Origin of the sequence: Paenibacillus sp. FSL R5-0636, assembly GCF_037974255.1 — a bacterium.
Lineage (GTDB): Bacteria > Bacillota > Bacilli > Paenibacillales > Paenibacillaceae > Paenibacillus_AQ > Paenibacillus_AQ odorifer.
The window spans coordinates 5566362-5587398 of sequence record NZ_CP150232.1; the positions used below are offsets into that span (position 1 = coordinate 5566362).

Consider the following 21037-nt stretch of genomic DNA (forward strand, 5'->3'; position numbering starts at 1 on the left):
TCTATCTAATAATTTGAAAGAAGGAAACCACATTGGTACTGGGTTGTGATACTGCAACAAACGTTACTTCAGCAAGATTGATGACACTTCAAAATAATAACTTTACATTTGTTGGACGATACCTGAACCGTGTAGAAGGTTCTCATGACGGACTTACAGATGCTGAGATTACACGAATTTCTAATGCTGGGCTGTTCATAGTATCCCTTTATGAAAACAAAGGTGGAACAACTGTCAGTTACTTTACGAATGCACAGGGTGTTAGTGATGCGAAAGATGCTGTGGAATTGGCAAATGACTTCGGACAAACGAATGCCACTCCGATTTATTTCGCCGTGGATCGCGATATGACCACTACTCAAATTACTGGAAATGTTGTGCCTTATTTCCAAGGGATAATGTCAGTTCTAAACAGCAGCACTCAAAATCCTAACGGTTATAAAGTGGGAATCTACGGTTCAAGAGCTGTTTGTGCCTACATCCGCGGCTCCTTCTCAGCTACGACACGTTATACTTTTATCGTCGATAATAGCTGGGCAGGGACTTTCAATGATTGGAACTTACGTCAATATAATTTTAACACCACGCTTGGCTCAGGCAACGGTCAGATTAAGATTGATTACGTAGAGTCATCTTCTCATGGAGGAGGGGGTTGGAAATAGTAACCTATTTTATTCAAATTGAGAAACAAATAGAAGGGATCCTTTAGCCTCCGAATTTTCTCACTGCTGCATGTACCGCTTGATACCCTATAATATCCTATAAGAAGTTGCATCTGTAATACAACATATTAATTCATTGGATTCATGTTATTTTTTAATCAATGAACGTTGCAAAATTGGATCCCTTACAATTCGCTAATACTCTTTTCGAATATTTCTCTCATAGGCTTCTATCCTTAGGCATACTTTAGGATAGAAGCCTTTTTGACTTTAGTTCGGGAATTAGTATTCATCGTATCTATTTTTCCATTATCTGAGATCCCATTGGACAATCAAAAAGCGGCCATTCCAATGGCCGCTTTTTTTAAGGATTTAGAAGCTTATCATAAGCTTCATCATAAACCCAAGTGATTCCTTCATCTTTACTGGTAAGATATATAGTTCCTGCCACACCGGTATCTTGATCAATTAACGAGATAGGGAACAGTCCTTCCTTTCTATTAAAGATAGGAGAAAGGGGATTTTTTTTATATTTATCAAACTTTTCTGGAAGCGATACAGCAAGCCTTTCCCAAGTTTGCCCCTGATCTTTGGTCCAATAAATTACAGGACCCTCATCCATATAATATCTGTACCCTAAAAACCCGATATCCGAACTAGAAAATCCCACGCCGGTCAAATGTTCCGAATAAATATCATTTGGATTGCCTATCTCTTTCCACGTCTTACCTCCGTCAGAGGTTTGATATACATAATTCAGCGCACTCCCAACTCCTTGTGAAGCACCACTGACCAGCCAACCATCATTTTTATTCGTGAAACCGATAAATTTTGTTTCATATCCCATTGCTCCAGGAATAGGATAGTCATTCCATGTCTGTCCCTTATCATTACTGATTAAAACATGCAGCGGCAATGATTTTCCATCTGCAAAACCATAAACAATAGCTGTTTTATCCTCGGATATAAAATAACCGGTGTTCTCTTGCCCCATTCCCAGAACCCCTCCGGTCGTATCCAATTTTAATGGCACATTTGCTTTAACATCTCCATTCCGATATGAAACAGAAACATTCCCCTCTGCATCTATGGAGTACGAATTGCCAGCATCATTAACAACAACTTGCTCCCCATCAAAGCCAATGGAATAGATCGTGCCGGGTTTGATGAATTCGGTGCCTTTTATATTAGTGCACGACGCCAACACGCTGATTACCCCGATCAAAAGCAGGACGGTATAAAATAGAGTGATGCCGTTTCGTTTTTTCTTCGTATTAAGAATAGATATAAATCGCTCTTTCATAGAAATTCCCCCTCCTGAAAAGTTAGTTGATAAAGCCAAAAAGCGGGGATCCGAATTCTGTATGACAGATAAGATAGCCTCACAATATTTTTTACGGTAAGATAAGCTTCGTGTACCCACTACCGTCTCATCACAGTAAATTTCAATTTCACGTCCTGCTTGGCGTACCATGAACCACACGAAAGGATTAAACCAATGAATTGCATGTACAATTAAGAGGAGTATCTTATATATAATGTCATGTCTCTTATAATGAACTAACTCATGCTTGAAGATAAATTCAAGCTCTTCATCGTTATATTGATCATGCGGCAAGAAGAGAATCGGCTTGTAAAAACCAACTAACATTGGATTTGGAACCTTTTCACTAATTAAAACGGTGATGGATAATTTTATTTTCATTTCTTTATAAACTTGGTTTATTTTCAATACCATCTGGTCACTTAAAAGAGAATTACTCCAACGAAGAGACTGTTTTCTGAAAAAGTAGTAACTGGTAAAATGATAAAGCAAAAAAAGTACGAACCCGGAAAACCAGAGCCAAGTTAAGATGTCCATAAGAGATGGTATATGATTTAACGATGCGGCCTGCTGAACAGGATGAGAAATCCCTGACACATCAATTTGTATGCTGTTGGAGGGAATGTCTTGAAACACTGTACTTATCTTTGAGCTATCAGGAAGCGGAATCCGTACGACATTATTGGCAAACGAAATGTTAAATGGAAGTAGCAAGCGTATAGTCAAAATCATCCATATCCAATATTTCCATTTTGCCGAATAGTTTTTGCTTAACCATGGAGACAAGAACATTAAAATGAAAATCATTAGACTTGTCGTTACTGAAATTATTAAAAAATCCAAAAAAAGGCTGGTCATTATCAGGAATCCTCTCTTTCTACCCGGTCAAGCATTTCACGCAGTTCTGCAAGATCATTTTTATCGATAGCCTTGCCATTGTACAGCGACATCACCATATCTTGAATAGAATTACCGAATAGTTTTTCAAGAGTAGATTTCCCTTCACATTCCTTATAATCCGTTTCTGAGATGGCTGCACGATAACTATTGCTCCGTCCCTCCTTTTCACAATACAGAAATCCTTTATCAACGAGTCGCGAAAGTACCGTCATTAAAGTAGCCAAAGCCCAATTTCGTTTATTACGTAATTGATTCGATATGTAGGAAGAACTCACTGGATTCCCAGTTTTCCAAATGACAAGCATAATTTCTAACTCTGCATCAGGTAGCTTCTTAATTTCATTAATCATGAATCAACCTCCATATTATACAGTTGTATAACTGCTTCTATTATACAACTGTATAAATAAAATGCAAGTCATCTTTTCTTTTGTTTCTATAAATTAGAGACGTTGAAAAGTAGGAAAAGGTTTGCACTTTATAGTATCAATGCTAAATCATCGAATGCGAAGCTAACGGTATACACTAGAACTTTGGAAATAGGGTAATTCAGAAGTAGTAGTAGAGGAAAACCTAATGCTCCTATTAGAAATTCAATAAGCTCTGAAAATGAAAAAGGTCTATAAAATCGCTTATTAAGCAATTTTATAGACCTTTTTAGTATACCGGTGAGAGGAATGGAACCTATCGATATTTATTTTGAACGCATCAATAGATATAGGAAGTAAGGCACACTCAGCATTGTTACAATAATTCCTGCGGGAATATCTGACTTAAAGCTGACCGTTCGAGCAATCGTATCCGCTACAAGCAGCAATAGCGCACCAATAAGCGCTGAAGTAGGTAGAAGAACTTTGTAGTCGTGACCTACCAGCTTGCGAGCCACATGCGGACTAATCAATCCAATAAAGAAGATCGAGCCCCCGAGCGCTACACAGCCAGAAGCTATGCCTACAGCCGCAATTGCCAAGCGCAAAAATTTCTTCTTTACAGCGACTCCTAATCCTATCGAAATTTCGTTGCCTAGCACCAAGACGTTCAATGTCCTGAAATTAGAAAGAATATATGCGAATAGCAGCAATACCCAAGGTGCCAACAAGCTGATATAAGACCACTTGTCCCCCCATAAATATCCTGCTTGCCAACGCTGCGCAAACTCATACTTCTGGTCATCAAGCTTTAAAGTCAGGAATAGCGACAGCGCACTAAACCCCATATTGATTGCAACACCAGTCAAGACAAGTCGTGTAGAAGAAATCATACGACGTTTTCTATAGGCTAGAACATAGATCAGAGCTGCTGCCAGCAGACCGCCTAAGAATGCCATAGACGGCAGTAATAATGTTATAGCGGCGCCTTGAATGCTTACCGTTGAGATAATCAGCAACACCATAAGACCTGAACCTGAGCTAATACCAAGCATGCCGGGATCAGCCAGATCATTGCGCAGCAAAGCCTGCATAACTGCACCTGCCAGTGCCATCCCAAATCCAACAAGTATCGCTAATACGATCCGAGGAAGACGAAACTTATAAACAACGAGATTATGCTCCTCTGGACCTTGTCCAAGCAATACTTGAAATACTTCAAGTGGATTGAGGGACACCTTTCCCATATTAAGACTAAGAATAGCTCCTGCAATAAGCAGTATTAAAAGAGATAGAATCCATATTGTAGCCTTATGCGATTTAACAACATTCATTTGAAGGCTCTCCTCTCTTTGCTCGCAATTAGCAAGAAGAAAGGAACACCAATCATTGCAAAAATAATGCCCAGTGCTGTCTCTGCCGGACGATTAATCAGCCTTCCAGCGATATCCGCTACAACCATAAGTGCGCCGCCGTAAATGGCTGATGCCGGAATAATATAACGATAATCTACACCTACAAAAAAACGCATAATATGCGGAATAATTAACCCTACAAAGCCGATTGGCCCTACAAGTGCAACAGCTACACCCGCTAGTAAAAGGACCGCAAGCGTAGCTATCATCTTAACGAGAACGATCCGTTGCCCGAAGCCTTTCGCGATCTCTTCCCCCAAGTTTAAAATAGTGATAGAGCGTGCAATGAATAGTGACAAAGCCAGTCCACCTAAGAACCAAGGTATAACTAGCCTAATTTCCACCCATGTTGCTCCAGCCACACTACCCGAAGTCCAATAAGCAAGGGCACGACCAATTCCATAGTTTAATGAGATAAATGACCCCACAGCTCCAAATAGCATTGTAATTGATATTCCAGCTAGCACCAGTCGTTGAGGTGTCATTCCTGAACGATTCAATGAAGCGGCAAGATACGTTAATCCTGCTCCAAGTCCTGCGCCAATAAAGCTAACCAGCAGGGTTGTTGTCTGCAGTTGCCCTGGAAGAAAAACCAGTGTAACGGCCATTGCAAGAGCTGCTCCTGCATTCACTCCCATTAATCCGGAATCTGCTAAGGGATTTCGCGTATAGCCCTGCATAACCGCTCCTGCTACCGCGAGACACATCCCCGCAATAATATCAGCTGCTGTACGCGGAATACGAAGGGCATGAATAATCTGATGCTCGGTCAGTTCAGGATCAAAATTAAAAATCGCTGTCCATGCCATCTTCAGGCTCATGGAAGCAGAGCCAAATGAGATAGAAGCTGCTACTGAAAGCAGCAGCAGCAGTATCCCTAGGAGTAGAAACAGACCGAAATACGATTTCCCTCTTAAATCAGGGATAACGGTTGTTCTATCATCTAGCCTTCTATTTTTTTTCATACGCTGACACTAGCTTCTCTACTACAAAATCTAGTTGCTTATCAAGAGAGTAGATATCGGAATAATATGAAAAATCAAACCCAATTTCGATCAATCTACCTTCTTTAATTGCTGGAATGCTGTTCCAAATTGGATTGTCCGACAAATCATCAGCACCATCCCATACAGAGCGGAACACGAAGTCTCCTATATACTCTGGTAACACCTCTAAGGAAACAAACCCTCCAGTAGCCTTCTCTCTGCCATCAATCTTTTTCTGAAGAATCTCTGGTGCTTTTAGCCCTAAATATTCATAAATGATCTGAGAGCCCCTTCCATAAAGCTTGCTATCGATCACCGCCATCTCTTTTTTTCCGCCTTCGATAATGGTTACTGTCTTATCCAAAATTCCAAGTTCATCAAGCTGCTGCTTGCTCTTCTCCAACTTCTCGTGGAAATTATCTAATAGAGCTTGTGCCTCCTGCTCCTTGCCAAATACCTCGCCAATCTTCATTACACGTTCATCCGTCGCCATTTTTTCATAGGGAATTGGAACGGTCGGTGCAATATCCTTAAGGATTTCGTAAGTTTCTTCAGAAGCAGCTATGATCAAGTCCGGCTTTACTGCCATAATAGCCTCTGGATTAGGCTCATACCATGAACCTAGATCTTCAATCCCCCCCAGCTCTTCTGCAAAGGCCGCTCCTTCAAAAACACTCGAAGTACCTACTGGCTTAATGCCGAGGGCCACAAGATCCCCTTGAAGGTATAACACGACAACCCTCTTTGGATTAGCTGGAACAACAATATCTCCCTTTATTGTAGAGATAGTTCTTGTCTGAGCCTCCTTATTGACATTGTCAGCTGCAATTGAATTATTTGCTGGTGATGATGTAACTTCAGAAGCTTTGGATCCATTAGAATTTGTGGCATTAGAACCAACGCTTGCAGATCCACATGCACTTAAAAGCAAGGTAAAGCTAAGCAGCATCGCTACAATAAAACTTGACGTCTTTGTTAATCTCATAGGTGAAGACCCTCCGGTTATTTCATTTTGGTAATAGTAATGATAATGATTATCATACTCAATAACATTATATCGGGAGGATATGTGCTCGCCAATGGAGAATTTGGCGGTGGTAAATGGACGATTGTCCGATGAACTCACCTGCCTGCTTTCCTTGCGGAACCGGATGGGAGATTGACCATTGTATTTACTGAACATACGACTGAAGTAATATACATCGCTATATCCAACTTCTTCTGCAATATCGCGAAGTGGAGCATCGGTACATCGTAATAGCTCTTCTGCATGTTTAAGCCGGAATCGTATCAAATATTCAATCAAGCTAAACCCCGTCTCCCCTTTAAAGCGGGTTGATAAATGACGAGGGCTGTAATTAAATTGCTCCGCTATAGATTCTAGTGATAAATTATGACGATAATGCTCCTCAATATAACGGACAACCTGCCCAATGACATCCGGTTGCCTGAGGTTAATTCCATCCTTTGTGAACTGCTTTAATAATTCATGTATAAACTGATAGAACAAGCCTTTAACTTGAATTCTTTCCAATTGGCTTCCTTGTGCCCAAAGTTGTTCCATTGCCATTAGTTGATAGTGCAGTGGTAATGGCTCCAAAGACTCGAAGCTATACTGCATCCGAAATGGATTGCTGCGTTCTAAAAGTCTTGCTAAATCCTTTCTTCCTGGCAAGGAGGCTCTATAGAATAATAAATAGTATTCAAACAACTTCCCTGTCTCTATACTTAGTCTCATGCCCTTGCCACCATGCACAATAAAGTGACGGTCTGCGTCGTAATCTATGCCGTTGAGATTCAAGCTGGCCGTACCCCGCACACAGTAGATAAATCCGCATGCTGGTAATATATAGCCTTGCAGATTGTCCCCAGGCTCCATCACAGCATGTCGAATATCAAGTACTTTAACAGCAGCATAATTCCATGCGAAAATATGATCTTCCAGCTTCATCTTTGCCATACACTCCGATCTGCTCCACAATCTATTTGAATTAATTATATTCCACAACAATGATAATGATTATCAATTAGTATTAGGTAGTTCCTCTATTTTGTCAATCGCTGTTTAGTATCATGCTTGCTTATAGCTTCGAAGTGGAGCTTCCTCAGGAATGCCTCTATCTCATTCACATATCCTCTTACATTAATCATTCTCGGTACAACTAAGTCCAATTTCTTATTCACAACTGAAGGATGTATCAAAAGTTTTCCGGCACAGGCATGAACGGAATTGTAAAAAAACAAACAAAAAAGTTCATCAGATATAGTATCTAATGAACTTTGAGTTGATTTAGTTGGTACCGGTGAGAGGACTCGAACCTCCACGGTTTCCCTCTCGATTTTGAGTCGAGCGCGTCTGCCATTCCGCCACACCGGCAAAGTATTAAGTTAAAATATGGCGCGCCCTGAGAGATTCGAACTCCCGGCCTTTTGATTCGTAGTCAAACGCTCTATCCAGCTGAGCTAAGGGCGCAAAATTTATATGGAGCGGACGACGGGAATCGAACCCGCGACCCTCGCCTTGGCAAGGCGATGCTCTACCGCTGAGCCACGTCCGCACACGGTATGTATTGATGTCCGACTCACTAAAGAAGTGAGCCATGAAGGACTCGAACCTTCGACACCCTGATTAAAAGTCAGGTGCTCTACCAACTGAGCTAATGGCTCATAAAGCAAGAAAATGGCGGAACCGACGGGATTCGAACCCGCGGTCTCCTGCGTGACAGGCAGGCATGTTAGGCCAACTACACCACGGTTCCAGAAGAATAATTGCTTAATGAAAATTGGTTGCGGGGGCAGGATTTGAACCTGCGACCTTCGGGTTATGAGCCCGACGAGCTACCGGGCTGCTCCACCCCGCGTCAGTAAAAAAGTATTACTTTCCTTTGATTCCCCGGAAAGTATCCGGAATCCTCAGTGAAGCATTAACTTCACTTTTGGGGATATGTTATGGTGGAGGCTGAGGGGATCGAACCCCCGACCCTCTGCTTGTAAGGCAGATGCTCTCCCAGCTGAGCTAAGCCTCCATGTAAAGAAGCAACTTAATTATCATAACATAATCAAATCTGTAATGCAACCATTTTTTCTAGAAGTCTAATGCCGTTTCAAGAAGAAATGGTGACCCGTATGGGATTCGAACCCATGTTACCTCCGTGAAAGGGAGGTGTCTTAACCCCTTGACCAACGGGCCGTTTTAAAAATAAATTGTTTTGACAACAAAAAAGATTATATCATGTATTATTAAGTATAGCAATACCTAAACTAATTATTCTTCTTTCTACTCTTCACTAGGTAATAGATTGATATGAAGCTTTTGAGCTATTATCTCAACAATTCCACCCGTAGTTCTATCATTCGTGTCTAGATGCTGCTTAAACACCTCGTGATCAAGCCCTGTGATGCACCTGTCGATCTGCTGAGCAGCCCAAGAGTCTTTTCCTTCACCTCTAACGCTTAATCTCTTAAGCAAGGTCTCTCGGGAGGCACACAAACTAAAATGATAAAGCTCTATACCTCCATCCATTAACTTGCCGATGATTTCCCTGCAATAATCCGAATTCATTAGGGTCATAGGCACGATAATTATTCCATCATATTCGCTAGCTATGTTTTTCTTCGATACATTTCATATGCGGTTTGTGTCTTCCCTGAACCAAAAGCACCATTGATCCATATATCATGATCATTTGCCTCCGTGAACTAATTTTCATTCGAAGAAATCACTCACAATGATTGCCTATCCTTATAATAAGCGGATAAATATCATACAACAAAAAGACCACTGTCGATAACTCAACAGTGGTCTTGCGTGCTTGGCAACGTCCTACTCTCCCAGGACCCTTCGGTCCAAGTACCATCGGCGCTGGAGGGCTTAACGGTCGTGTTCGGGATGGGTACGTGTGGAACCCCTCCGCTATCGCCACCAAACGGGCATTTGCGGTACAAATGCATTATTCAGGTCTCAGCATCGCCAAATGCTGAAAACAAATTCATTATCAAACAGTCACTTGGACTATATAAATCTGAGCTTGATTCCTGAAAACTGAATCCGAAACGAATTTGCATTCTAAGTATAGGATAAGCCCTCGACCGATTAGTATTGGTCAGCTCCATGCATTGCTGCACTTCCACCTCCAACCTATCTACCTCGTCGTCTTCAAGGGGTCTTACTAATTGGGAAATCTCATCTTGAGGGGGGCTTCACGCTTAGATGCTTTCAGCGCTTATCCCGTCCGTACGTAGCTACCCAGCCATGCTCCTGGCGGAACAACTGGTGCACCAGCGGTACGTCCATCCCGGTCCTCTCGTACTAAGGACAGCTCCTCTCAAATTTCCTGCGCCCACGACAGATAGGGACCGAACTGTCTCACGACGTTCTGAACCCAGCTCGCGTACCGCTTTAATGGGCGAACAGCCCAACCCTTGGGACCTACTTCAGCCCCAGGATGCGATGAGCCGACATCGAGGTGCCAAACCTCCCCGTCGATGTGGACTCTTGGGGGAGATAAGCCTGTTATCCCCAGGGTAGCTTTTATCCGTTGAGCGATGGCCCTTCCATGCGGTACCACCGGATCACTAAGTCCGACTTTCGTCCCTGCTCGACTTGTAGGTCTCGCAGTCAAGCTCCCTTATGCCTTTGCACTCTGCGAATGATTTCCAACCATTCTGAGGGAACCTTGGAACGCCTCCGTTACTCTTTAGGAGGCGACCGCCCCAGTCAAACTGCCCGCCTGACACGGTCCCCGTACCCGATTAGGGTACTAGGTTAGAACCTAGATACGATCAGGGTGGTATCCCAACGGCGCCTCCACCGAAGCTTGCGCTCCGATTTCTACGGCTCCCACCTATCCTGTACAGATCGTACCCAAATTCAATATCAAGCTGCAGTAAAGCTCCATGGGGTCTTTCCGTCTTGTCGCGGGTAACCTGCATCTTCACAGGTATTAAAATTTCACCGGATCTCTCGTTGAGACAGCGCCCAAGTCGTTACGCCATTCGTGCGGGTCAGAATTTACCTGACAAGGAATTTCGCTACCTTAGGACCGTTATAGTTACGGCCGCCGTTTACTGGGGCTTCGGTTCATAGCTTCGGGTTACCCCTAACCACTCCCCTTAACCTTCCAGCACCGGGCAGGCGTCAGCCCGTATACTTCGCCTTGCGGCTTCGCACAGACCTGTGTTTTTGCTAAACAGTCGCTTGGGCCTTTTCACTGCGGCCCCCTCGTGCTATTCACACTACCGGGGCACCCCTTCTCCCGAAGTTACGGGGTCATTTTGCCGAGTTCCTTAACGAGAGTTCTTCCGCGCGCCTTAGAATTCTCTTCTCGCCTACCTGTGTCGGTTTGCGGTACGGGCACCTTCTCCTGGCTAGAGGCTTTTCTTGGCAGTGTGAGATCATGACCTTCGCTACTACAATTTTCGCTCCCCATCACAGCCCAGCCTTATCGATGTGCGGATTTGCCTACACATCAGCCTCACTGCTTAGACGGACATCCATCAGTCCGCGTCACTACCCTCCTGCGTCACCCCATCGCTCATAGCGGATTACGGTGGTACAGTAATTTCAAACTGTTGTCCTTCGACTACGCCTTTCGGCCTCGCCTTAGGTCCCGACTTACCCTGAGCGGACGAGCCTTCCTCAGGAAACCTTGGGCTTTCGGCGGATCAGATTCTCACTGATCTTTTCGTTACTCATACCGGCATTCTCACTTGTGTAGTGTCCAGCGCTCTTTTCAGTACACCTTCAACCCCTACACAACGCTCCCCTACCCCAGATACATACGTATCTAGCCATAGCTTCGGTGGTGTGTTTAGCCCCGTTACATTTTCGGCGCAGAGTCACTCGACCAGTGAGCTATTACGCACTCTTTCAATGGTGGCTGCTTCTAAGCCAACATCCTGGTTGTCTGTGCAACTCCACATCCTTTCCCACTTAACACACACTTGGGGACCTTAGCTGATGGTCTGGGCTGTTTCCCTTTTGACAATGGATCTTAGCACTCACTGTCTGACTCCCGGCAATAAGTATATGGCATTCGGAGTTTGACTGAGCTTGGTAATCCTTGCGGACCCCGCACCCAATCAGTGCTCTACCTCCACTACTCTTATACCGAGGCTAGCCCTAAAGCTATTTCGGGGAGAACCAGCTATCTCCGAGTTCGATTGGAATTTCTCCGCTACCCCCACCTCATCCCCGCACTTTTCAACGTACGTGGGTTCGGGCCTCCAGTGCGTGTTACCGCACCTTCACCCTGGACAGGGGTAGATCACACGGTTTCGGGTCTACGTCCACATACTCAATCGCCCTATTCAGACTCGCTTTCGCTGCGGCTCCACCTTCTCGGCTTAACCTTGCATGTTAAACGTAACTCGCCGGTTCATTCTACAAAAGGCACGCCATCACCCATAGATCGGGCTCTGACTTTTTGTAAGCACACGGTTTCAGGTTCTATTTCACTCCCCTTCCGGGGTGCTTTTCACCTTTCCCTCACGGTACTGTTTCACTATCGGTCGCCAGGTAGTATTTAGCCTTAGCAGATGGTCCTGCTGGATTCATACGGGGTTTCACGTGCCCCGCACTACTCGGGATCCGTCTCGGAGAGAACACAGTTTAGGTTACAGGGCTTTTACCTCTATCGCGGGCCTTTCCAGACCTCTTCACCTACCATATTCCTTTGTAACTCCATGTGAGACGTCCCACAACCCCAAGAGGCAAGCCCCTTGGTTTAGGCTGTTCCGCGTTCGCTCGCCGCTACTGACGGAATCACTATTGTTTTCTCTTCCTCAGGGTACTTAGATGTTTCAGTTCCCCTGGTCTGCCTCTACACACCCTATGTATTCAGGTATGAGTAACTGCGAATTACCACAGCTGGGTTTCCCCATTCGGACACCCCCGGATCAAAGCTTGCTTACAGCTCCCCGAGGCAGTTTCGTTGTTCGCCACGTCCTTCGTCGGCTCCTGGCGCCTAGGCATCCTCCGTGTGCTCTTATTAGCTTAACCTTGATTCTTCCGCAGGAAAATATCATACGATGACATTCTCTTTTGGAATCATCTCACTAATAACATTTACTTGTTTACACAAGTTGCTAAAAGATGTTCTAAAACGCAAATTCGTTTCGGTATCCAGTTTTCAAGGATCAAGTCTTACTTGAGAGCTTAAACTCTCAAAACTGAGCAACGAGTGAGTAACAGGCCTAAACCTGAGTTTGGAAGCTTAGCTTCCGATTTGAATGTCTTCATTGCAGAAGACGATTCTCCATAGAAAGGAGGTGATCCAGCCGCACCTTCCGATACGGCTACCTTGTTACGACTTCACCCCAATCATCTACCCCACCTTCGGCGGCTGGCTCCCTTGCGGGTTACCCCACCGACTTCGGGTGTTGTAAACTCTCGTGGTGTGACGGGCGGTGTGTACAAGACCCGGGAACGTATTCACCGCGGCATGCTGATCCGCGATTACTAGCAATTCCGACTTCATGCAGGCGAGTTGCAGCCTGCAATCCGAACTGAGACCGGCTTTGATGGGATTGGCTCCACCTCGCGGCTTCGCTTCCCGTTGTACCGGCCATTGTAGTACGTGTGTAGCCCAGGTCATAAGGGGCATGATGATTTGACGTCATCCCCACCTTCCTCCGGTTTGTCACCGGCAGTCACTCTAGAGTGCCCAGCATTACCTGCTGGCAACTAAAGTTAAGGGTTGCGCTCGTTGCGGGACTTAACCCAACATCTCACGACACGAGCTGACGACAACCATGCACCACCTGTCTCCTCTGTCCCGAAGGCCGCTGCTATCTCTAGCAGATTCAGAGGGATGTCAAGACCTGGTAAGGTTCTTCGCGTTGCTTCGAATTAAACCACATACTCCACTGCTTGTGCGGGTCCCCGTCAATTCCTTTGAGTTTCAGTCTTGCGACCGTACTCCCCAGGCGGAGTGCTTACTGTGTTAACTTCGGCACCAAGGGTATCGAAACCCCTAACACCTAGCACTCATCGTTTACGGCGTGGACTACCAGGGTATCTAATCCTGTTTGCTCCCCACGCTTTCGCGCCTCAGCGTCAGTTACAGCCCAGAAAGTCGCCTTCGCCACTGGTGTTCCTCCACATATCTACGCATTTCACCGCTACACGTGGAATTCCACTTTCCTCTTCTGTACTCAAGCCACCCAGTTTCCAGTGCGACCTCAGGTTGAGCCCAAGGTTTAAACACCAGACTTAAATAGCCGCCTGCGCGCGCTTTACGCCCAATAATTCCGGACAACGCTTGCCCCCTACGTATTACCGCGGCTGCTGGCACGTAGTTAGCCGGGGCTTTCTTCTCAGGTACCGTCACTCCGGTAGCAGTTACTCTACCGGACGTTCTTCCCTGGCAACAGAGCTTTACGATCCGAAAACCTTCATCACTCACGCGGCGTTGCTCCGTCAGGCTTTCGCCCATTGCGGAAGATTCCCTACTGCTGCCTCCCGTAGGAGTCTGGGCCGTGTCTCAGTCCCAGTGTGGCCGTTCACCCTCTCAGGTCGGCTACGCATCGTCGCCTTGGTGGGCCGTTACCCCACCAACTAGCTAATGCGCCGCAGGCCCATCCCTCAGTGACAGATTGCTCCGTCTTTCATTCTTCTCTCAGGAGAAAAAAGAAATTATCCGGTATTAGCTACCGTTTCCGGTAGTTATCCCAGTCTGAAGGGCAGGTTGCCTACGTGTTACTCACCCGTCCGCCGCTAAGTTATTTTGAAAGCAAGCTTTCAAAATAACTCCGCTCGACTTGCATGTATTAGGCACGCCGCCAGCGTTCGTCCTGAGCCAGGATCAAACTCTCCAATTAGTATTGAAAAGAGCGATATGCTCATTTTGAAACATCTGACGAGAAAATTAATTCTCTAATTTTGGATATCACTTACGTGATTTCCTACTCACTCGTTGTTCAGTTTTCAAAGATCAAGTTCTCGTTGGCGCCGTTTAATGTCTCAGCAGCAACTCTTATAATATATCATGCTTTCTGATTTATTGCAACTCTTTTTTTCAAAGTTTTTTTGCAATCTAATTCAGATTAACATTCACCAACCGAAAGCTTTATAGTTCCTCTTTGCGACTGGATTTATAATGTACCATATATCCCTATATAAAAACAATACTTAAAAATTTATATTTTATAAATAAGTGCTTTTGCCCCACTTAATTTAACATCTTTTATCCCTATCTACCTATAAAAAACGTGTAGATTCTAAGGATACAGAATCTACACGTGAGTCCGGACAGCGGCTTGTTTTATAAATTTATTAGTTTGAAATCCAAGGATTTCTACGTTTTTTAGTACTCGCTGCTGAACCTTGAGATTTCGTAGCAGCTTTGCTTTTCTTGCTGCTAGGTTGACCTGAGGTCTTTGCTTTTTTGCCTGTTGCTGTTTCCTTTACTACACTCCCCTTATTCTTGAGAGAAGCGTTAGAAGTTGACTCATCAGTCTCTGTTCTAGCCGCTTCAGGAGATTCCTGCACGAACGCTTCAGGTTCTTGAATTTCCGGCACCCGATTATGCTGCGAATAATTACCTATCCCTGGATACTGCGGATTGGATGGAATATTAGAGTTATCCTGTCCGCCAAATGCTCCAAGCGTAGAAGTAGGAACCATTCCCTGATTAGGCATTCCTGCTCCATATGCAGAAAAAGCGTTTGGATTCCCATATTCAGGATAGGTGTTGTATACAGGCATGTCATATGAATAAGTTTGCACTGGTTGAATATGCACGCCTCCGCACCCACAAGTTGGCCAAGGAAGATTCGGCGTCTGTCCTCCATATTGAGGAACAGCATACGGGGAGAAATCCCCGCCTACGTTCATGCCAGCAACATTAGCCTCCATCGGATTCCACTGTCCTGGAGGGGCAGCATTGGGACTCCATTGTTCTGGGCTTATGTTAGGCGCTGCATTTGGATTCCATTGCTCTGGGCTTATGTTAGGCGCGGCATTGGGATTCCACTGTTCCGGGCTTATATTAGGCGCGGGATTGGGATTCCACTGTTCTGGGCTCATATTAGAATACATATTGCCCGAAAAATAACATGGGGAAATACATTCTGGTGCATAAGCCATTGGCTGAACATAACTTGGTGCCCAGTTCATGTTCATATTAGGGCTATTTTGATATGAATCATAGAGATAAGGATTTCCTCCCAAGCCCGGGTATCCGTTGGAATTATCCCATGAGCAATCATTGTCTGCTTTCTTCTCAGCTTTAGGTGCTTCTTGTTGAGCAACCGGTTCTTGATTTGGAACCGTAATCTGAACAAATAAACTCTGCATTTCAATTTCTTGCACTGGAGCAACTTCCATTTGCATATTAGGCGCAGGATTTGGTGCAATATTTTGTGTATTAATAGGGGCGATGTTTAGCGATGGGTGTGGTGCAGAATTAGATTCAGGTGAGATATTTGTCACTGGTTTAGGTGCTGGTTTAGGTGCTGGTTTAGCTTCTGGCTTTATTTCTGGTTTGGTCTCTGGTTTGGTCTCTGGTTTAGTTTCCGGTTTAGGTGCAGGCACTACTTCAGCAGCAGGCTGTTCTTTGGGACCTGTATATTCCTTGCCACCCACTTGTGTTTTCTCTGAGGCGTTAGAAGGTGTATACCCGGGCTGTGTGGGTGAGGTATTGGATACTTTTTTAGGAATATTAACTACTTCCCCTAGCATAAGTACATTTGGATTCTTTAATTGGGGATTGGCCTCAACCATATCCTTTAAAGGAATTCCCCAGGCTTTAGATAATTTCCACAAGGTATCTCCTTGTTTAACGGTGTGCTTGTAGTAAACTTCACTGTTCTCCGGTACGGATACTGGGGCCGTAGGTATTTTTACTTTGTCTCCAATCGCTAATACGTTCGGATTACTGATCTGCGGGTTAGCTTCAATAAGTTTTTGTAACGGCACTCCGTACTTTTGCGATAATGCATACAAACTATCGCCTTGTTTGACAATGTGTATTTTCACGTAGCATTAACCTCCTAAAAGTTTTGTGGAGTATTGCTTTCTTTACAGCTACACAGCAAAACTGACTTCGAAAGCAAACACCCTTTTCATGGAACATTGCTCTCTTACAAAGTTATATGCGGTACAGCCGCCTCCTTCGTTACTACATCTTATGCAGCCCATGGGCGAATGACATCCCCGAAATAAAAAAAATCCTTTCATGATCCATGAAAAGATTAACCGGAGACTCCCGTTTTCTTCTGCATGTATGCATAAAAGGACTTCTGATGCGTATTCAATGCTATTTACGTTGTATGATTAGTCTTTATTCCCAAACCTTATAGCCATCTTTATCAACCACATTACGGAACTCTTCGAGCAGCTTCAAAGTGATTGGACCCGCTTGTCCCTCACCAATGATCCGGCCGTCAATTTCACGTGCAGCAATAACCTCAGCAGCTGTGCCAGTGAAGAACACCTCGTCCGCTATATAAACATCATGCATTGTGAACGGTTCTTCTTTCAGTTTAATACCTAATTTCTCGCAGAGCTCAATGATCGCCAGACGGGTAATTCCTTCAAGGGCTCCCAAGTAACATGGAGGAGTGAAAACTACACCATTTTTGATGATGAAAATGTTATCGCCCGATCCCTCAGTAACATAACCTTGAGCGTTCATCATGATTGCTTCGTCGGCTTCTGCCAAGTTGGATTGGATTTTTACTAGGATATTGTTTAGGTAATTAAGCGATTTGATCTTTGGATTGAGTGCATCCGGAATATTACGGCGCTGGGATACAGAAACTGCACGAAGTCCGTTCAAATACGCTTGTTCTGGGTAAATAGCCAGTTGTTCAACGATAATAATTACACTAGCTTTTGGACAACGGCGCGGATCAAGACCTAAGTTCCCTGGTCCCCGGGAGACGATCAGTCGAATATAGCCGTTACGCATGTCGTTAAGACGAATCGTTTCAGCCATAGCTTCCAGCATCTCATCATACGTTAGCGGAATGTCCAGCATGATCGATTTTGCCGAATCATACAGTCTGTCCAAATGCTCTTTACATTTAAAAATATTGCCGTTATAGATACGGATACCTTCAAAAATACCGTCTCCATACAAAAAACCGTGATCAAAAACGGATACCTTTGCATTTTCCTTCGTTACGTGTTGTCCATCCAAATAGATCCATTGCTCAGCCATGAATTTACTGCACCTCCGCTTTCTCTTCCTCATAGGTGTATGTGGGATACGAGCCCAGAATCCTTACCTGACAGCCTAAAGCACTAATTTCTTCAATAGCCCCTGGCAGCAGAACAGATTCTATCGGTTCCAGCACATCAATATAAAAATAATAAGTACCCAGCTTCTTCTTCGTTGGTCGTGATTCAATCCGCGATAAATTCAGTTTCCGCCAGGAAAAAGCAGCAAGCACCTGATGCAAGGCACCTGGAAAATCCTCTGGCAGCGTTACTAGAACACTCGTCTTTACTCCGGTGCTGCTCCGCGGAAGATTTATCTTCTGTGGGCCGACCAGGACAAACCGTGTGTAGTTGTTGTTGTGATCTGTAATTTGCCGATCTACAATCTCCAGCCCATGCGTAGCGGCGCCAAGAGCGGTACCGATAGCAGCCCAGCCCTTGCCGGGATTGTTTTTGACGATTTCCACAGCTTCAGAGGTGCTTCCGACCGACTCCAGTTCAGCCCAAGGGGCATGCTTACGAACAAATTGCATGCATTGTGCCATTGCTACGGGATGCGAAAGGATTTTTACCATCTTGGTGAAATCCTTGTTGCCGTCTGTATCTGTGAATTCCCTTGGGTTACCGATAAGATTCTGTATCGATGGAAAAATCCATTCCGTCTGCATTGGCAGATCCACTTCATTGATGAGCCAATCGATGTGAAGACTAACTGAGCCTTCAATGGTATTTTCAATCGGAATCACGCTGTAATCGGTGGTTCCACCCGCCGTAGAGAGAAATACATCGGAAATTAACTTGTGATGCACAAGCTTTACAGGTTCACCGTTAAACAAATGCAGCAGCGCTTCGTGGGATACCGAGCCCTGCGGCAATACCGCTATTGATTTCATGACCGTACTCCTTTTATCATATCCAAAAATGATACGTTTTGCATCTCGTTTATTTCGAGCAGCTCTGTAGTCACTCCAGAAGCACAAGGTGTTAACCAGCAGGTCCGAGCGGAAATGCCATGTTCCTGCATCGTATTCTTCAAGAAGGCCTCAAGCTCACTCTTGCGGGTCTCTTGGCGATCCACTAAACATAGCAGAGTCGGTCCAGCACCGCTAAGTGCGATCCCTAAAGCACCGTGTTCAGGAGCTTCTGCAAGCAGCTTCTCCATGCCCGGTATAAGCGGTGCACGATACGGCTGATGCAGGCGATCCTGCATCGCTCTGCTAAGCAGATCAAGCCGACCTGATGCCAGCGAAGCCGTCAATAGAGAGGTTCTGCTGATGTTGTACACAGCATCACTAACTGAGATTTCTGTTGGAAGCAATCCCCGCGCTTTTGTGGTTTCCAGTTCGAATTCAGGAATAACCACCAGCACCTCAAGATTTTGTGGTGGTTCTAGCCGAACATAATCCGCATGTTCACCATCCCACACAGCAGTAATAATGCCGCCAAACAAGGAGGCACCCACATTATCGGGATGTTTCTCAAGCTGGGTAGCCATATCAAATAGCTTGCCATTATCCAGCGGAGAGCCAATCATTGTGTTCGCCGCAGCCATGCCGCCAATAATAGCTGAGGCACTGCTGCCGAGTCCGCGCGTAAGGGGAATCTCCGAGTACATCGATATCGATAATTCAGGCACCGTAACGCCTGCCTCTGCAAATACCATTTGAGCGACCTTATAGAGTAAATTGCTCTTATCCTGAGCCACTCCATTCATCTCATCACCATATAGATGAAAAACAGTCTCCTCTGCTTCCTCCATCTCAATCCAGGCATATAGCGGCAAAGCCATACCTAGAGTATCGAAGCCCGGACCAAGATTGGCAGTACTAGCAGGCACTTTAACCCTAGCTCTTCCGTAAATACTCATAACAGGTACAATCTCCTTACTATGTTTTGAAATATGAAAGTATTAGTTCAGTGACGTGGTTAACCTTCCACTCGATAATGGCTCTTGATCCGGCGGATGACTTTCAGCTCCTCGAAATGGCGCAGCACTTTGTTCATGCTTGCTTTACTAGCGTTATGAGTGACAATAATGATCTCCGCATCAGGATTATTGGGATTGGCTTGCTGAACTACTGAATCCAAACTTACATCATATTCGGCAAACACTTGAGTAATCTTAGCCAATACCCCTGCTTTATCATCAACATGCAGAAGTAAAAAGTTTTTATAAAAGATAGCTTCATCACTCTTAAGCTTTTTCTGCTTGTAAGGTACTTTTTGCTTCAATCCATTAACACCTAGTTTAAGGTTCTTAATGACAGCTACCAAATCAGCTACCACTGAGGTTGCAGTTGGCATAGCGCCCGCACCCGCACCGTAGAACATAGTCTCTCCCACTGCTTCCCCGTATACGTAAACTGCGTTGAACACGCCATTGACGGAAGCCAAGGGATGACTAGCCCGAATCAAGGTTGGCTGAACACTGATGCTGAATTCTTCATCCTGACGTTCAGCGATGCCTAACAGCTTAATTTCATATCCGAGACGTTTCGCAAAGGCGATATCCGCCTTACTCACCTGAGAAATCCCACTCACACTTACATCATGCAGCTCCACGTTAGTACGGAAACCTAAGGTTCCGAGAATCGCCATTTTGCGGGCTGCATCCAGTCCTTCCACATCCGAGGTTGGATCAGACTCTGCGTATCCCAGATCCTGCGCTTCTTTTAACACATCATTATAGGATGCGCCTTCTTGGCTCATTTTGGTTAGTATGTAATTAGTCGTTCCATTCACGATACCTATAATTTTCATAATCTTATCCGAGGAAAAGCCCTCGATAAGTGTGCGGATAATCGGAATGCCTCCTGCAACGCTAGCCTCATAAAAGACATCACATTGCTTCTCCTGCGCCTTAGCAAGAATCTCTGATCCGTGCAGCGCCATCAAATCCTTGTTCGCAGTTACGACATGTTTACCGCGTTCCAAAGCTTCAAGAATATATTCTTTGGTTCCCGCGATTCCACCCATAACTTCAACGATGACATCAATTTCAGGATCACGAATCACATCCCATGGATCTGTCGTTATTTTAGCAGGATCAACCTCGATTTCGCGTGGTTTATTAGAATTATTCACAGCTATACGTTCAATGACAATTGAAGAGCCTACCTGGCTGCTTAAATCCTCTTGATTCCCTTCCACGATACGAACTACACCTGTGCCTACTGTTCCCAGGCCCAGCAACCCCACTTTAACCGGCTTCATCTGTCT

Annotated in this window: 12 protein-coding genes, 8 tRNA genes and 3 rRNA genes; 1 reads left to right on the top strand and 22 read right to left on the bottom strand. The window is 44.9% G+C overall.

Annotated features, from left to right (window positions below; genetic code table 11):
- Nucleotides 1-32 precede the first annotated feature (32 nt).
- Nucleotides 33-662: a glycoside hydrolase domain-containing protein gene (locus MKX34_RS25410; RefSeq protein WP_076098986.1), complete on the top strand. Its 630-nt coding sequence runs from the start codon at nt 33-35 to the stop codon at nt 660-662.
- A 364-nt stretch (nt 663-1026) separates the two neighbouring features.
- Here the strand turns inward: MKX34_RS25410 and MKX34_RS25415 are convergent, their stop codons facing one another.
- The 22 genes from MKX34_RS25415 to MKX34_RS25520 form a co-directional block, all read right to left on the bottom strand.
- A complete protein-coding gene (locus MKX34_RS25415) occupies nt 1027-2829 on the bottom strand; it encodes a M56 family metallopeptidase (protein ID WP_339203704.1) in 1803 nt (600 codons plus the stop codon).
- A 17-nt stretch (nt 2830-2846) separates the two neighbouring features.
- Entirely contained in the window at nt 2847-3236 is a 390-nt protein-coding gene (locus MKX34_RS25420; RefSeq protein WP_036687483.1) for a BlaI/MecI/CopY family transcriptional regulator, read from the bottom strand.
- A gap of 344 nt (nt 3237-3580) precedes the next feature.
- Nucleotides 3581-4588, bottom strand: coding sequence for an iron ABC transporter permease (locus MKX34_RS25425; protein WP_076098983.1), 1008 nt, complete (start codon nt 4586-4588; stop codon nt 3581-3583).
- Nucleotides 4585-5634 (bottom strand): iron ABC transporter permease, encoded by a 1050-nt coding sequence (locus tag MKX34_RS25430; protein ID WP_081382417.1) that lies wholly within the window; start codon nt 5632-5634, stop codon nt 4585-4587. Before MKX34_RS25430 ends, MKX34_RS25425 begins: the two co-directional genes overlap by 4 nt.
- A complete protein-coding gene (locus MKX34_RS25435; protein ID WP_256717658.1) occupies nt 5621-7615 on the bottom strand; it encodes an AraC family transcriptional regulator in 1995 nt (664 codons plus the stop codon). The genes MKX34_RS25430 and MKX34_RS25435 overlap by 14 nt, the downstream gene beginning before the upstream one ends.
- Before the next feature lie 335 nt (nt 7616-7950).
- Nucleotides 7951-8032 (bottom strand) — tRNA-Leu (locus tag MKX34_RS25440).
- A gap of 19 nt (nt 8033-8051) precedes the next feature.
- Nucleotides 8052-8128: transfer RNA gene (locus tag MKX34_RS25445), tRNA-Arg, on the bottom strand.
- A gap of 10 nt (nt 8129-8138) precedes the next feature.
- A tRNA-Gly gene (locus MKX34_RS25450) sits at nt 8139-8213 on the bottom strand.
- Between the two features lie 36 nt (nt 8214-8249).
- Nucleotides 8250-8322: transfer RNA gene (locus MKX34_RS25455), tRNA-Lys, on the bottom strand.
- A 14-nt stretch (nt 8323-8336) separates the two neighbouring features.
- Nucleotides 8337-8414 (bottom strand) — tRNA-Asp (locus MKX34_RS25460).
- Between the two features lie 25 nt (nt 8415-8439).
- Nucleotides 8440-8516: transfer RNA gene (locus MKX34_RS25465), tRNA-Met, on the bottom strand.
- 89 nt (nt 8517-8605) lie between these two features.
- Nucleotides 8606-8681: transfer RNA gene (locus MKX34_RS25470), tRNA-Val, on the bottom strand.
- A gap of 89 nt (nt 8682-8770) precedes the next feature.
- Nucleotides 8771-8845: transfer RNA gene (locus tag MKX34_RS25475), tRNA-Glu, on the bottom strand.
- Nucleotides 8846-8932: 87 nt separating this feature from the next.
- Nucleotides 8933-9217 (bottom strand): hypothetical protein, encoded by a 285-nt coding sequence (locus tag MKX34_RS25480; protein ID WP_339203706.1) that lies wholly within the window; start codon nt 9215-9217, stop codon nt 8933-8935.
- Between the two features lie 248 nt (nt 9218-9465).
- Nucleotides 9466-9582 (bottom strand): 5S ribosomal RNA (gene rrf, locus MKX34_RS25485).
- Between the two features lie 146 nt (nt 9583-9728).
- A 23S ribosomal RNA gene (locus MKX34_RS25490) occupies nt 9729-12655 on the bottom strand.
- A gap of 262 nt (nt 12656-12917) precedes the next feature.
- Nucleotides 12918-14475: ribosomal RNA gene (locus MKX34_RS25495) — 16S ribosomal RNA — on the bottom strand.
- The 16S, 23S and 5S rRNA genes sit together here, the layout of an rRNA operon.
- A 454-nt stretch (nt 14476-14929) precedes the next feature.
- Entirely contained in the window at nt 14930-16633 is a 1704-nt protein-coding gene (locus tag MKX34_RS25500; RefSeq protein WP_076297119.1) for a LysM peptidoglycan-binding domain-containing protein, read from the bottom strand.
- 304 nt (nt 16634-16937) lie between these two features.
- Nucleotides 16938-17819, bottom strand: coding sequence for a branched-chain-amino-acid transaminase (ilvE, locus tag MKX34_RS25505; protein WP_036685189.1), 882 nt, complete (start codon nt 17817-17819; stop codon nt 16938-16940).
- 4 nt (nt 17820-17823) lie between these two features.
- A complete protein-coding gene (gene pheA / locus MKX34_RS25510) occupies nt 17824-18711 on the bottom strand; it encodes a prephenate dehydratase (protein ID WP_076224590.1) in 888 nt (295 codons plus the stop codon).
- Complete coding sequence (thrB, locus tag MKX34_RS25515; protein WP_036685186.1) at nt 18708-19685, bottom strand: homoserine kinase; 978 nt, start codon at nt 19683-19685, stop codon at nt 18708-18710. The genes pheA and thrB overlap by 4 nt, the downstream gene beginning before the upstream one ends.
- A 59-nt stretch (nt 19686-19744) precedes the next feature.
- Nucleotides 19745-21031: a homoserine dehydrogenase gene (locus MKX34_RS25520; protein WP_036685184.1), complete on the bottom strand. Its 1287-nt coding sequence runs from the start codon at nt 21029-21031 to the stop codon at nt 19745-19747.
- Between the last annotated feature and the right edge of the window lie 6 nt (nt 21032-21037).

What these genes read in the sequence shown, in the direction of transcription:
- ilvE (WP_036685189.1), bottom strand. Translation starts at nt 17,819, where the DNA reads ATGGCTGAGCAATGGATCTATTTGGATGGACAACACGTAACGAAGGAA.
- MKX34_RS25435 (WP_256717658.1), bottom strand. Translation starts at nt 7,615, where the DNA reads ATGGCAAAGATGAAGCTGGAAGATCATATTTTCGCATGGAATTATGCT.
- MKX34_RS25480 (WP_339203706.1), bottom strand. Translation starts at nt 9,217, where the DNA reads ATGAATTCGGATTATTGCAGGGAAATCATCGGCAAGTTAATGGATGGA.
- MKX34_RS25430 (WP_081382417.1), bottom strand. Translation starts at nt 5,634, where the DNA reads ATGAAAAAAAATAGAAGGCTAGATGATAGAACAACCGTTATCCCTGAT.
- MKX34_RS25520 (WP_036685184.1), bottom strand. Translation starts at nt 21,031, where the DNA reads ATGAAGCCGGTTAAAGTGGGGTTGCTGGGCCTGGGAACAGTAGGCACA.
- MKX34_RS25425 (WP_076098983.1), bottom strand. Translation starts at nt 4,588, where the DNA reads ATGAATGTTGTTAAATCGCATAAGGCTACAATATGGATTCTATCTCTT.
- pheA (WP_076224590.1), bottom strand. Translation starts at nt 18,711, where the DNA reads ATGAAATCAATAGCGGTATTGCCGCAGGGCTCGGTATCCCACGAAGCG.
- MKX34_RS25420 (WP_036687483.1), bottom strand. Translation starts at nt 3,236, where the DNA reads ATGATTAATGAAATTAAGAAGCTACCTGATGCAGAGTTAGAAATTATG.
- thrB (WP_036685186.1), bottom strand. Translation starts at nt 19,685, where the DNA reads ATGAGTATTTACGGAAGAGCTAGGGTTAAAGTGCCTGCTAGTACTGCC.